Origin of the sequence: Citrobacter sp. U14242 (assembly GCF_046555775.1) — a bacterium.
Classification (GTDB): Bacteria; Pseudomonadota; Gammaproteobacteria; order Enterobacterales; family Enterobacteriaceae; genus Citrobacter.
The window spans coordinates 1-12,590 of record NZ_JBKGLW010000003.1 but is presented as its reverse complement, the minus strand read 5'-3'; the positions used below and the strand labels follow the sequence as shown (position 1 = coordinate 12,590).

The following is a 12,590-nucleotide window of genomic DNA, read 5'->3' as shown; positions in this document are numbered from 1 at the left end:
TAATGCTGATGGTCCGATAATCATGGTCAGGAAGAAATATCCCCGCAAGGGGGATATTTTAAGACGCGAAGGCCAAAGCAATCATTATTGCATATAGGTTATATTCACAGTTACTGAGGAATGCGTCAGGCCCGCAGGGGAGACACCTGGCTGAACCTCGGCGATTTTTTTGTAGCCGACCGATACCGGATAGTCATAACCTTCAGGCGTTTGCATTTGCGCTCTCGCATCGTCATAATAATCACCGAAAAAGCGAAGACGGCCAACAATGGTCATATGATCCCCATAGTAATCATCCCGCATATAATGCGCGACAACGTCGCCAGAAGGCTGAAGGTCGTTCACGATGGCCTGAGGGAAACCAGGCGGTACGTCAGCGCTGAACGAGAGTGCAATATCATATGCCGGGCAGTCGTGGATATTAAACGACGATGCTTTCTCGGCGAGATTACCACCGATTGCCGCCGCCTTCAGTTGATCAACGGTGATTTTATCCAGGTTAATATCTGCATTGCCATTGTTGCCAACGATACAACCGCTTTCAATCATCTCGCCGTCAATGGTCAATGTATCGCTGGCCAGCGCGCGCCCGGATACCAGAGTGGCCATTACGGCCGCAGCTAAAAATACCTTTTTCATATAAATTCCATGTTTAATAAATGAATTATCTGTGCAAAGTATTCAATAATGATCATTTATTGACATAGCTAATAACCTACTTCCAGTGTGGCAATATACTAACATGAACGATCGTTATTGGATATGACATCATAAATTTATTAATGATGCGCCTGTAAGGTTAATACGTTGGATAATATTATATTAATTAATATTCTATTGCGGTGAGTATTCTTAAGCCAGAGTTAATTTATTGGTTTTTAAATGTTTCGATGTGTTATTTAACGCTGAGGGTCCGATAATCATGGACAGGCAGAAATATCCCCCGCAGGGGGATATCTTAAGACGCGAAGGTCAAAGCAACCATCATTGCATATAGGTGATATCCACAGTTACTGAGGAATGCGTCAGGCCCGCAGGGGAGACACCTGGCTGAACCTCGGCGATTTTTTTGTAGCCCACCCATACCGGAAAGTCATAACCTTCAGGTGTTTGTGCTTGCGCTCTCGCATCTTCATAATAATCACCGAGATAGGCACCAGCGCCAACAACGCTCATACGATCATTATTAAACATATAATGCGCAACAACGTCGCCAGAAGGCTGAAGGTCGTTCACGATGGCCTGAGGAAAACCGGGCGGTACGTCAGCGCTGAACGAGATTAAAATATCATATGCCGGACAGTCGTGGATATTAAACGACGATGCTTCCTCGGCGAGTTTATCACCGATTGCCGCCGTCTTCAGTTGGTCAACAGTGATTTTATCCAGGTTAATATCTGCATTGCCATTGTTGCCGACGATACAACCGCTTTCAATCATCTCGCCGTCAATGGTCAATGTATCGCTGGCCAGCGCGCTCCCGGATACCAGAGCGGCCATTACTGCTGCGGCTAAAAATACCTTTTTCATAAAATACTCCATGTAATAAAAACGAATTATTTATGCAAAGTATTCAATACTGAAAGTATATTGATATAACCAATAATTCATTTTCACAGCCGTGTCAGAATAGCATTTAAAAAAATATTGAATATAAATATTTAGAGAGTGTGTGGGGGAAAGGAATATGGCGCGCACTCTGATGCGCGCGCCGGGAAGATTAATGCAGTATTTTGGCAAGGAAGTCTTTGGCGCGGTCCGATTTCGGATTCGCGAAGAAGGCCTCTTTTTCCGAGTCTTCAACAATTTTCCCTTCATCCATAAAGATCACCCGGTTCGCTACTTTCCGCGCAAAGCCCATTTCGTGAGTTACCACCATCATGGTCATCCCTTCATTGGCCAGCTCAACCATAACGTCCAGTACTTCGTTGATCATTTCGGGGTCCAGTGCGGACGTCGGCTCGTCAAACAGCATGGCGATAGGATCCATACACAGTGCCCGGGCGATAGCGACACGTTGTTGCTGACCACCTGAGAGTTGTGCCGGAAACTTCTCGGCATGCGCCGCCAGACCGACGCGTTCAAGCAGCTTTTGCGCTTTTGCACGCGCAGGTGCTTTATCGCGTTTGAGCACTTTTACCTGGGCCAGCGTCAGGTTTTCGATGATCGACAGATGCGGGAACAGTTCAAAGTGCTGGAACACCATACCGACACGGGAACGTAGTTTTGCCAGATCGGTTTTTTTGTCATTTACAACGGTGCCATCCACGGTGATCACACCCTGCTGTACAGGTTCCAGACCGTTTACCGTTTTAATCAGCGTTGATTTACCGGAACCTGACGGGCCGCAGACCACCACCACTTCACCTTTTTTCACTTCTGTGGAGCAGTCGGTCAGCACCTGAAAGTGACCATACCATTTCGAAACATTTTTCAGGGTAATCATTAAACTGTCCTTTTCTTCAAATAGCTGACCAACAACGATGCGCTCAGACTGAATACAAAATAGACGGCGCCAGCAAACAGGATCATCTCGACCTGTGTGCCGTCACGCTCGCCAATGGTGGAGGCGGTGCGGAAGAAGTCTGCCAGACTCAATACGTAAACCAGCGAGGTATCCTGGAACAGGACAATGCCCTGGGTGAGCAGCAACGGCACCATGGCGCGAAATGCCTGTGGCAATATGATGAGCTTCATCGATTGCCAGTGGGTCATCCCCAGTGCCAGTGCCGCGCTGGACTGCCCACGGGAAATACTCTGGATCCCTGCACGGATAATCTCCGAGTAGTAGGCAGCTTCGAACATCGAAAACGCGACCATTGCTGAGATCAGGCGAATATCGGTTTTCGGCGACAGGCCTAATACGTTTTGCAGGAAGCCTGGCACAATCAGGTAAAACCATAGCAGTACCATCACCAGCGGAATGGAGCGGAATACGTTAACGTATATTTTCGCAAACCAGGCAATTGGCGCGAAGCTGGACAGACGCATGACCGCGAGGAGGGTTCCCCAGACGATGCCGATGATGACAGCCGTAACGGTGATTTTCAGCGTGATAAGCAGCCCATCCAGCAGATATGGCAGGGAAGGGACAATTGAACTCCAGTCAAATTCGTACATTATTTGCCTCCTATGTTGCCAGGCAGGCGGATTTTACGTTCGACAAGATTCATCACCAGCATAATAAAGGCGTTAATCAGTACGTAGGCCAGGGTAATGGCGGTAAACGATTCCCATGCGTGGGCAGAGTAATCCAGCAGTTTGCCTGCCTGCGCCGCCATATCAACCAGACCGATAGTCGAAGCGATGGCGGAGTTTTTGACCAGGTTCATCATCTCTGAGGTCATTGGCGGCACAATCACGCGGTAGGCGTTTGGCAGCAAAACATAGCGGTAGGCCTGTGGCAGCGTTAGCCCCATCGCCAGTGCGGCGTTTTTCTGTCCGCGAGGCAGTGACTGAATTGCGGCACGCACCTGCTCACAGACGCGGGCGGCGGTAAACAGCCCCAGACAAATCATGGATGAAAGGAAGAACTGGATGTTAGGGTCCAGCTCTGACTTAAACCACATGCCAATGTTTTCCGGCAGTAGCTCAGGTACGACCAGGTACCAGGTAAAAAATTGAACGATCAGCGGTACGTTACGAAAAAGCTCGACATACAGCGTACCCATTCCGGAAAGGAAACGGTTCGGAACGGTACGTAAGATGCCGAATAACGAACCCACCAGGAAAGCGATAATCCAGGCGGTGATGGATAATGCGACAGTGACCTGGAAACCGCTCCAGAGCCAGCCAAGATAGGTGGTGTTGCCGAACGGGGCCTGTTGTAAAAAAATACCCCAGTTCCAGTCTATAGACATAAATCTACTCCAGAAAAAAAAGGGTAGCAGCGCTACCCTCGAAGATTGTTATTCAGCGTTTAGCGGTTTTCAGGCCTGATGGGGAACGACCATCAGGCTTATAGTCTGTCCGTGCCAAGTAACAATCGAGAGGGCAAGGTGAACTCGCCCCATTTATTTTAGTTAGTTAAGCGCTTTATCATTCGGTGACTTGAACAGAGCCTTCATTTCGTCTGACAGTTCGAAATTCATGTTCAGGTTCTTCGGTGGAATTGGGTTTTTAAACCATTTATCAAACCATTTTTCCGCCTCGCCTGAAGTCTGAGCCTGGGCAATGGTGTCATCCATCAGCTTTTTGAATTCAGCATCGTCTTTACGCAGCATACAACCGTAAGCTTCCTGAGATTGCGGCTTGCCAACGATCTCCCAGTTGTCCGGTTTCTTCGCTTTCGCGCGCTCGCCGGCCAGCAGTGCGTCATCCATCATAAAAGCAACGGCGCGACCACTTTCAAGAGTACGGAAAGAGTCACCGTGGTCTTTCGCGCTGATGATGCGCATATCCATTTTTTGTTCTTCATTCAGTTTGTGCAGCAGCACTTCTGAGGTGGTACCGGAAGTGACGACGACCGCTTTCCCTTTCAGATCAGGGAAATCTTTGATATCGCCACCTTTTTTCGCCAGAAGGCGGGTGCCGACAACGAAAATAGTGTCAGAGAAAGCCGCTTGCTTCTGGCGCTCAACGTTGTTGGTGGTGGAACCACACTCAAAGTCGAAGGTACCGTTTTGCAGCAGCGGGATACGGTTCTGGGAGGTAATCGGGATCAGTTTCACCTGCAGGTCAGGCTTGTTCAGCTTTTTCTTCACAGCTTCAACAATTGCGTTGGAATAATCCTGTGAATAGCCGACCACTTTTTGCTGATTATCGTAGTAAGAAAACGGTACCGAGGATTCACGGTGTCCGACGACGATTACGCCATTTTTAGCGATCTTATCCAGCGTGCTGCCTGCCGCTGGTGCTGCGTCTTCTGCGTGCGCCAGACCAGCGGACATTCCCATAACCAGCATGGCTGTGGCGAGCTTACGTAATTGCATATCCAACTCCTTTATCGTCTGCGCCGGTGACGCAGTGATACCCATTGTGATGTTGTTATTGTTTGCTACTTAAACGTGCAGTCTTGTATATGTTTGTTAACATTTAGTTTGGATGAATGTAAAGAATTTGCTGTGTTATTGTTTATTTTTGCGAAGTGCGCCGCACCATTTGGGGGCAAAAATATCTTGTTGCACTTTTCAGGTGCTACCTTCGCTCAACTTTGGTGCGACCAGGTTGCACATTCAGCCAAAACAGTGTTTGCCTTGTATAACAAAGCAATAGACGTGCCAGAATGGGAGATGGGGACAATGTGTTGGCCGGAGAAGGCGCATGAGCGCCAACATCCGGCAATATGATGAGATCAGAGGTTATTGACGACGCTGGCGCAGGCCCATCACGACGGCAGCGAAACCAAACAGTGCGGTAAGCAACCACAGTGGCCAGTTACCGGTTCGCGCATAAGGGGTTAAGCCCGTGGTTGGCGTAACGCTGGTGGTCAGTACCTGGCGGGTAAACTGCGGGATCATCGCCTGAATTTCACCCTGCGGGCCAATCACCGCGGTAATACCGTTATTGGTGCTACGCAGCAGCGGGCGTGCCAGCTCCAGAGAACGCATACGCGCCATCTGGAAATGCTGCCACGGACCGATCGACTTACCGAACCAGGCATCGTTAGAGATGGTCAGCAGATAGTCAGTATCCGGGCGGAAGTTATCACGTACCTGTTCGCCAAGAATAATTTCGTAGCAGATTGCCGCTGTCAGTTTGAAACCATGCGCATGGAGCTGTGGCTGAACATATGGCCCACGGCTGAATGATGACATCGGCAGATCAAAGAATGGTGCTAACGGGCGCAGAATCGATTCCAGCGGAACAAACTCACCAAATGGGACGAGGTGATTTTTGTTATAGCGATTGGTCGAGTCATAACGGTACGGACTGTCTTTACCCAGCGTAATGATGGTGTTGTAGGTATCGTAACGGTTCTGCTTGTTGAGGCGAGCATCGACAATGCCGGTGATCAGCGTGCTGTTTTTGGATTTCAGCAGGTCATCCATCATGCTCAGGAAACGCTGCTGATTAATTTCCAGATCCGGAATTGCAGACTCCGGCCAGATAATCAGCTGCGATTTACCCATCTCTTGCTCGGTAGCATCAAGGTAAATCTTCAGCGTGTTAAGCAGCTGGCCCTCATCCCACTTCAGTGACTGTGGAATGTCGCCTTGCACCATCGATACCTGCGTGGTTTTTTCAGGCTCCAGCGTATACCACTGGATATAGCGCAGCGGGAAGGGCAGTGCGAAAAGTATCACGGCTACGACCAGCGGACGCCAGTTACGGCTGACTAACGCCAGCACCAGCAGGCCGCTGACTATCATCAACAGGAAGTTGATGGCCTCTACGCCCATGACCGGTGCAAGCCCTTTCAGCGGGCCATCAATCTGGCTGTAGCCAAACTGCAACCATGGGAAGCCGGTCAGGACCCAGCCGCGCAGGAATTCAGTTATCTGCCAGATAACCGGCGCGGCAATCGCTACCCGAATCCAGCTGGTTTTCGGCCACAGACGCGACAAAATGCCAGCAAACAGACCGGTGTAAAGTGACAGGTAGGCGGCAAGCAGTACCACAAGAAACACGTTAACCGGGCCAGGCATACCGCCAAACTGTGCAATGCTGACATAGACCCAGTTGATACCGGAGCCAAAAAGACCCATTCCCCAGAAATAGCCAATAGCAGCAGACTGGAGCGGGCGGCGGTTGAGGGTGAGGGCCTGCAGACCCATCAGCGAAATAATCGCGGCGGGCCAGATGTCATACGGAGAGAACGCCAGCGTCCCGCAGGCACCGAATAATAACGCCAGCAGCAGGCGAATGCGCTGGCGTTCAATTAATGGGGCTAATGCCATGTAGTCTATGATCCAGTTTCGGGTTTATTCGTCCAGTTTAGGCTGGGGTGAGTCGTCCGGAATTCTGACATGAACCTGAATAATACGACGGCTGTCAGCCATAGCCACTTTGAACTGGTAACCATCAATGTCGATGGTCTCACCGCGAGCAGGTAAATGACCAAAGGCCTGCATAACCAGCCCGCCAATGGTATCAACTTCTTCGTCGCTAAAGTGGGTCCCGAAGGCTTCGTTGAAGTCTTCAATCGGTGCCAGCGCGCGAATAGTCCAGGTGTGACGGCTGAGCTGACGGAAATCGATATCGTCTTCTTCGTCGTACTCATCTTCAATTTCACCGACGATCAGCTCAAGAATGTCTTCGATGGTCACCAGACCAGACACTCCGCCGAATTCGTCGATGACGATTGCCATATGGTAACGCTGGGAGCGGAACTCTTTCAGCATGCGATCAACACGCTTGCTCTCAGGGACAACAACCGCCTGGCGTAACACTTTCTCCATGCTGAATGCTTCGGCATCGCTGCGCATAAATGGCAGCAGATCCTTGGCCATCAGAATCCCTTCAATGTGATCTTTGTCTTCGCTGATCACCGGAAAACGCGAGTGGGCAGACTCGATAATGACATCAAGGCATTCATCCAGAGTCTGGTTGCGTTTCAGGGTAATCATCTGAGAGCGGGGGATCATGATGTCGCGAACGCGCTGGTCCGCAATGTCCATCACCCCTTCGAGCATATCGCGCGTATCTTCATCGATAAGGTCGTTCTGCCCGGAATCACGGATCAGCTCCAACAGTTCGTCGCGGTTTTTCGGTTCACCGTGGAAAAGTTGGCTCAGTAACAGGGAGAAAAATCCCTTTTTGCTGGTTAACGTGTCACTACTGTGTGAATTGTCGTCGCTCATGGCGTCGTATGGGTTCTCATGTTAGTTAATATAAAGCGCGTCGAGCATAGTTTCTGCGTCAGACGGCAACAACAACCGCCGGGCGTCAGCCCGGCAGCTTACTCTTTCTCGGCAATGTACGGATCCTCATAGCCCAGAGCAAGCATAATCTCTGTTTCCAGGGATTCCATCTCTTCCGCTTCGTCATCTTCGATATGGTCATAGCCCAATAAATGCAGGCTACCGTGTACCACCATATGCGCCCAGTGGGCTTCAAGCGGTTTGCCTTGCTCTTGAGCTTCTTTCTCAACCACCTGACGGCAGATGACCAGATCGCCCAACAGCGGCATTTCAATGCCAGGAGGCGCTTCAAACGGGAAAGAGAGCACGTTGGTTGACTTGTCTTTCCCGCGATAGGTCAGGTTCAGTTCGTGGCTTTCAGCGTCATCGACCAGACGAATGGTCACTTCTGATTCTTCCTGAAACTGCGGGATCACCGCATCCAGCCATGTCTGAAACTGACTTTCTGGTGGTAAGCCGGATTCGTTTTCGCATGCCAGCTGTAAATCGAGAATAACCTGACTCATTTTTGTTCCTGCTCCTGAGCTTCGCGCTTGCGTTCTGCCGCCAGCTCGGCTTTGCGTTTTTGTTCTGCTTCTTCCCAGGCTTCATATGCCGTCACGATACGAGCAACAACGGGGTGGCGTACCACGTCTTCGCTATGGAAGAAATTAAAGCTAATCTCATCGACTTCGGCCAGCACTTCAATGGCATGACGCAGGCCAGACTTGGTGCTGCGCGGCAGGTCAATCTGAGTGATGTCCCCGGTAATGACTGCTTTGGAGTTAAAGCCGATACGGGTCAGGAACATTTTCATCTGCTCGATGGTGGTGTTCTGACTCTCATCAAGAATGATGAACGCATCGTTTAACGTACGGCCGCGCATATAGGCCAACGGTGCGACCTCGATGACGTTGCGCTCAATCAGCTTCTCGACCTTTTCAAAACCCAGCATTTCGAACAATGCGTCATACAGTGGACGCAAATACGGATCGACTTTCTGGCTCAGATCGCCTGGCAGAAAACCCAGTTTTTCACCGGCTTCAACCGCTGGGCGGGTTAACAGAATACGGCGGATCTCCTGACGCTCTAGCGCATCGACCGCAGCCGCAACCGCAAGGTACGTTTTACCGGTACCCGCCGGGCCAACGCCGAAGGTGATGTCGTGGTCAAGAATATTAGCGATATACTGCGCCTGGTTCGGCGTACGCGGTTTAATGACGCCACGCTTAGTTTTGATATTCACCGCTTTGCCGAACTCTGGCACGCTGTCTGCGCTCTGTTCAAGCACACGCGCTTCTTTGATCGCAAGGTGAATTTGTTCTGGCTCGATGTCCTGTGTCTGGCCGCGCATTGGGGCCGTATCGACATACAGGCTGCGTAAAATATCTGCCGCAGCGGTGACACAAATTGGACGACCGGTCAGTTTGAAGTGGTTATCGCGGCGGTTAATTTCGATGCCGAGACGACGCTCCAGTTGTTTGATGTTGTCATCAAATGGCCCGCAAAGGCTCAACAGGCGGGCATTGTCTGCGGGTTCAAGGGTGATTTCGCGAGTGTCTATGTTCAAACTGTTCCTCTTATGCATGTCTCGCCGGACGTTGAACATTGACCGGCATATAAGGAAATTATTCACGCCACGGGGAAAAGGCGCAAGCATTGCGATAAAGATGGGGGCGTTGAGGAGAAATACAAGGCTCACCCCAGCCACATCGTTATCTCTGTGACTGGGGGCTTTGAGGATTAAGGCTGGTAAATACCGACGCCAAGATCGTTTTCTTTACGGGTACGAGCAATAACGGATTCCGGGCTTTCTGCGATACGCAATCCCATTTCGTCTTCGGTACGCACGACGTTACCGCGCAGGGAGTTGGTCCAGACGTCAGTAATTTCAACGTCGACGAACTTGCCGATCATTTCCGGGGTGCCTTCAAAGTTCACCACGCGGTTATTTTCGGTACGGCCTGACAGCTCCATGATGCTCTTACGCGATGTACCTTCTACCAGAATACGCTGAGTCGTGCCAAGCATGCGGCGACTCCAGGCCATCGCCTGCTGGTTGATGCGCTCCTGCAGGATGTACAGACGCTGTTTTTTCTCTTCTTCCGGCACATCGTCAACCATATCGGCTGCTGGAGTGCCTGGGCGCGCAGAGAAGATAAAGCTGTAACTCATGTCGAAATTGACATCAGCGATCAGCTTCATGGTCTGCTCGAAGTCCTGGGTGGTTTCACCGGGGAAGCCGACGATGAAGTCGGAGCTAATCTGGATATCCGGACGTGCTGCGCGCAGTTTACGGATGATCGCTTTGTATTCCAGCGCGGTATGGGTACGACCCATCAGGTTCAGCACACGATCCGAACCGCTCTGTACCGGCAGGTGCAGGAAGCTCACCAGTTCTGGCGTATCACGGTAGACCTCAACGATATCATCGGTGAACTCGATCGGGTGACTGGTGGTAAATCGGATACGGTCAATGCCGTCGATTGCAGCGACCAGACGGAGTAGATCGGCGAACGAACCGATCGTGCCATCGTAGTTTTCACCACGCCAGGCGTTTACGTTCTGCCCCAGCAGGTTCACTTCACGTACGCCTTGCGCCGCAAGCTGGGCGATTTCAAACAGGATATCATCCGCCGGGCGGCTGACTTCTTCACCACGGGTGTATGGCACCACGCAGTAAGTACAATATTTATTGCAGCCTTCCATGATGGACACAAACGCGCTTGGACCTTCGGCACGCGGTTCCGGCAGACGATCGAACTTTTCGATCTCCGGGAAGCTGATATCTACCACCGGGCTACGGGTATTGCTACCACGCACTTTGTTGATCATTTCCGGCAGACGATGCAGCGTTTGCGGCCCGAAAATAATATCGACGTAGTGTGCGCGTTGGCGAATATGGTCGCCTTCCTGAGAAGCCACGCAGCCACCAACACCAATGATGAGATCGGGATTTTTCTCTTTTAACAGCTTCCAGCGACCTAATTGATGGAAGACTTTTTCCTGAGCCTTCTCGCGGATTGAGCAGGTATTCAGCAGCAGCACATCCGCTTCTTCCGCCACGTCGGTCAGTTGATACCCGTGAGTGGCATCCAGCAGATCGGCCATCTTCGATGAATCGTATTCGTTCATCTGACAGCCCCAGGTTTTAATATGGAGTTTTTTGGTCATCGACTTGCTCTTGCGAAATTGTGGCTGAAATGCAGGGCGCATAGTGTACTGCTTTGGCGCGGTTGTGACCAGTATGACGGATGTCAGCCTCAAGGGGTAAAAAATCCTGTAAACTTACACAATACAGGTAACAGGATGATTGACCATGACAAATCAACCAACGGAAATTGCCATTGTCGGCGGGGGGATGGTCGGCGGCGCGCTGGCGCTGGGACTGGCGCAGCACGGATTTACGGTAACGGTTATCGAGCATGCTGTGCCCGCGCCGTTTGTGGCTGACGGACAGCCGGATGTCAGAATTTCGGCCATCAGTTCCGCCTCGGTATCGCTGCTTAAAGGGCTGGGCGTCTGGGATACGGTGCAGGGGATGCGCAGCCATCCTTATCGTCGGCTGGAGACGTGGGAATGGGAAAATGCCCATGTGGTGTTTGATGCTGCAGAGCTTAAGCTGCCGTTGCTGGGTTACATGGTGGAGAATACCGTCCTGCAACAAGCGCTCTGGCAGGCGCTGGAAGCTCACCCTAAAGTTACGTTGCGCGTGCCCACATCGCTGATTTCTTTACATCGACATAATGACCGGCATGAACTTGAGCTGGCAGAGGGTGAAAAAATCAACGCGAAGCTGGTGATCGGTGCTGATGGTGCCAACTCTCAGGTACGCAAAATGGCCGGGATTGGCCTTCATGCCTGGCAGTACGCGCAATCTTGTATGCTGATAACTGTCCAGTGTGAAAACGCACCCGGAGACAGCACCTGGCAGCAGTTTACCCCTGACGGTCCGCGTGCGTTTTTACCGTTGTTCGACGACTGGGCCTCGCTGGTGTGGTACGACACCCCGGCGCGTATCCGTCAGTTACAAAGCTTAAGCATGGCGCAACTCCAGACAGAGATAGGCAAACATTTCCCATCGCGACTGGGTAACGTGTTGCCTGTGGCTGCCGGCGCATTTCCACTTACACGTCGTCATGCGTTGCAGTATGTCCAGCCGGGGCTGGCGCTGGTCGGTGATGCCGCACATACCATTCATCCATTGGCGGGGCAGGGCGTAAATCTGGGATTTCGCGATGTCGATGCACTGATCGACGTGCTGGTGAATGCCCGCAGCTACGGTGAGTCCTGGGCTAGCCAGCCAGTACTGAAACGCTATCAGAATCGCCGCATGACCGATAATTTCATCATGCAGAGTGGCATGGATTTGTTCTACGCCGGGTTCAGTAATAACCTGCAACCGTTGCGCATCATACGTAATCTGGGACTCATGGCTGCAGAACGCGCAGGCGTGCTGAAACGCCAGGCATTGAAGTATGCGCTAGGGTTGTAGCTCGAGTGGTGCCTGATGTCGCCACGTTTATCTGGCCTACATGACTTGTAGGCCGGGTAAGGCTTGTCGTCACCCGTGTTAGAAAAGCAAAAAGCTCGCCGAAGCGAGCTTTTTTAATATGGCTGGGGTACGAGGATTCGAACCTCGGAATGCTGGTATCAGAAACCAGAGCCTTACCGCTTGGCGATACCCCAACGGGTGCACCCACAACGTGGATGACTTCTTTAATATGGCTGGGGTACGAGGATTCGAACCTCGGAATGCTGGTATCAGAAACCAGAGCCTTACCGCTTGGCGATACCCCAACAATTTTT

The 12,590-nt window shown here is 51.3% G+C and carries 12 protein-coding genes and 2 tRNA genes; 1 reads left to right on the top strand and 13 read right to left on the bottom strand.

Annotation, left to right across the window (positions count from 1 at the left end):
• Positions 1-84: 84 nt before the first annotated feature.
• The 11 genes from ACLJXE_RS05075 to miaB form a co-directional block, all read right to left on the bottom strand.
• On the bottom strand, positions 85-639 hold the full coding sequence (locus ACLJXE_RS05075; protein ID WP_410750264.1) for a hypothetical protein: 555 nt from the start codon (positions 637-639) through the stop codon (positions 85-87).
• Between the two features lie 345 nt (positions 640-984).
• Positions 985-1,530 carry a hypothetical protein gene (locus tag ACLJXE_RS05070; protein WP_410750263.1) on the bottom strand — a complete coding sequence of 182 codons (546 nt, stop codon included), beginning with the start codon at positions 1,528-1,530 and terminating at the stop codon, positions 985-987.
• Positions 1,531-1,720: 190 nt separating this feature from the next.
• On the bottom strand, positions 1,721-2,446 hold the full coding sequence (gene gltL, locus ACLJXE_RS05065; RefSeq protein WP_286628361.1) for a glutamate/aspartate ABC transporter ATP-binding protein GltL: 726 nt from the start codon (positions 2,444-2,446) through the stop codon (positions 1,721-1,723).
• Positions 2,446-3,120, bottom strand: a complete 675-nt coding sequence (gltK, locus tag ACLJXE_RS05060) for a glutamate/aspartate ABC transporter permease GltK (protein WP_213132011.1) — start codon at positions 3,118-3,120, stop codon at positions 2,446-2,448. Before gltK ends, gltL begins: the two co-directional genes overlap by 1 nt.
• Entirely contained in the window at positions 3,120-3,860 is a 741-nt protein-coding gene (gene gltJ / locus ACLJXE_RS05055; RefSeq protein WP_410750262.1) for a glutamate/aspartate ABC transporter permease GltJ, read from the bottom strand. The genes gltK and gltJ overlap by 1 nt, the downstream gene beginning before the upstream one ends.
• A gap of 162 nt (positions 3,861-4,022) precedes the next feature.
• Positions 4,023-4,931 carry a glutamate/aspartate ABC transporter substrate-binding protein GltI gene (gene gltI, locus ACLJXE_RS05050; RefSeq protein ID WP_286628359.1) on the bottom strand — a complete coding sequence of 303 codons (909 nt, stop codon included), beginning with the start codon at positions 4,929-4,931 and terminating at the stop codon, positions 4,023-4,025.
• 369 nt (positions 4,932-5,300) lie between these two features.
• Positions 5,301-6,839 (bottom strand): apolipoprotein N-acyltransferase, encoded by a 1,539-nt coding sequence (gene lnt, locus ACLJXE_RS05045; protein ID WP_410750261.1) that lies wholly within the window; start codon positions 6,837-6,839, stop codon positions 5,301-5,303.
• 24 nt (positions 6,840-6,863) lie between these two features.
• Positions 6,864-7,742 carry a CNNM family magnesium/cobalt transport protein CorC gene (gene corC, locus ACLJXE_RS05040; RefSeq protein WP_038638785.1) on the bottom strand — a complete coding sequence of 293 codons (879 nt, stop codon included), beginning with the start codon at positions 7,740-7,742 and terminating at the stop codon, positions 6,864-6,866.
• A gap of 98 nt (positions 7,743-7,840) precedes the next feature.
• The gene (ybeY, locus tag ACLJXE_RS05035; protein WP_137384499.1) at positions 7,841-8,308 is read right to left on the bottom strand and encodes an rRNA maturation RNase YbeY; all 468 of its coding nucleotides are present in this window, start codon (positions 8,306-8,308) and stop codon (positions 7,841-7,843) included.
• The gene (locus ACLJXE_RS05030) at positions 8,305-9,351 is read right to left on the bottom strand and encodes a PhoH family protein (RefSeq protein WP_019076268.1); all 1,047 of its coding nucleotides are present in this window, start codon (positions 9,349-9,351) and stop codon (positions 8,305-8,307) included. Before ACLJXE_RS05030 ends, ybeY begins: the two co-directional genes overlap by 4 nt.
• A 173-nt stretch (positions 9,352-9,524) precedes the next feature.
• Positions 9,525-10,955 (bottom strand): tRNA (N6-isopentenyl adenosine(37)-C2)-methylthiotransferase MiaB, encoded by a 1,431-nt coding sequence (gene miaB, locus ACLJXE_RS05025; RefSeq protein ID WP_410750260.1) that lies wholly within the window; start codon positions 10,953-10,955, stop codon positions 9,525-9,527.
• Between the two features lie 145 nt (positions 10,956-11,100).
• Between miaB and ubiF the strand changes: the two genes are divergently transcribed.
• Positions 11,101-12,276, top strand: coding sequence for a 3-demethoxyubiquinol 3-hydroxylase (gene ubiF, locus ACLJXE_RS05020; RefSeq protein ID WP_410750259.1), 1,176 nt, complete (start codon positions 11,101-11,103; stop codon positions 12,274-12,276).
• Positions 12,277-12,395: 119 nt separating this feature from the next.
• Here the strand turns inward: ubiF and ACLJXE_RS05015 are convergent.
• Both ACLJXE_RS05015 and ACLJXE_RS05010 read right to left on the bottom strand, forming a co-directional pair.
• Positions 12,396-12,470: transfer RNA gene (locus ACLJXE_RS05015), tRNA-Gln, on the bottom strand.
• Positions 12,471-12,506: 36 nt separating this feature from the next.
• Positions 12,507-12,581, bottom strand: a tRNA-Gln gene (locus tag ACLJXE_RS05010).
• Positions 12,582-12,590 lie beyond the last annotated feature (9 nt).

Coding starts and splice junctions, on each gene's coding strand:
- gltK (WP_213132011.1), bottom strand. CDS start 3,120: ATGTACGAATTTGACTGGAGTTCAATTGTCCCTTCCCTGCCATATCTG.
- gltI (WP_286628359.1), bottom strand. CDS start 4,931: ATGCAATTACGTAAGCTCGCCACAGCCATGCTGGTTATGGGAATGTCC.
- lnt (WP_410750261.1), bottom strand. CDS start 6,839: ATGGCATTAGCCCCATTAATTGAACGCCAGCGCATTCGCCTGCTGCTG.
- gltJ (WP_410750262.1), bottom strand. CDS start 3,860: ATGTCTATAGACTGGAACTGGGGTATTTTTTTACAACAGGCCCCGTTC.
- ubiF (WP_410750259.1), top strand. CDS start 11,101: ATGACAAATCAACCAACGGAAATTGCCATTGTCGGCGGGGGGATGGTC.
- corC (WP_038638785.1), bottom strand. CDS start 7,742: ATGAGCGACGACAATTCACACAGTAGTGACACGTTAACCAGCAAAAAG.
- ybeY (WP_137384499.1), bottom strand. CDS start 8,308: ATGAGTCAGGTTATTCTCGATTTACAGCTGGCATGCGAAAACGAATCC.
- ACLJXE_RS05075 (WP_410750264.1), bottom strand. CDS start 639: ATGAAAAAGGTATTTTTAGCTGCGGCCGTAATGGCCACTCTGGTATCC.
- ACLJXE_RS05070 (WP_410750263.1), bottom strand. CDS start 1,530: ATGAAAAAGGTATTTTTAGCCGCAGCAGTAATGGCCGCTCTGGTATCC.
- miaB (WP_410750260.1), bottom strand. CDS start 10,955: ATGACCAAAAAACTCCATATTAAAACCTGGGGCTGTCAGATGAACGAA.
- gltL (WP_286628361.1), bottom strand. CDS start 2,446: ATGATTACCCTGAAAAATGTTTCGAAATGGTATGGTCACTTTCAGGTG.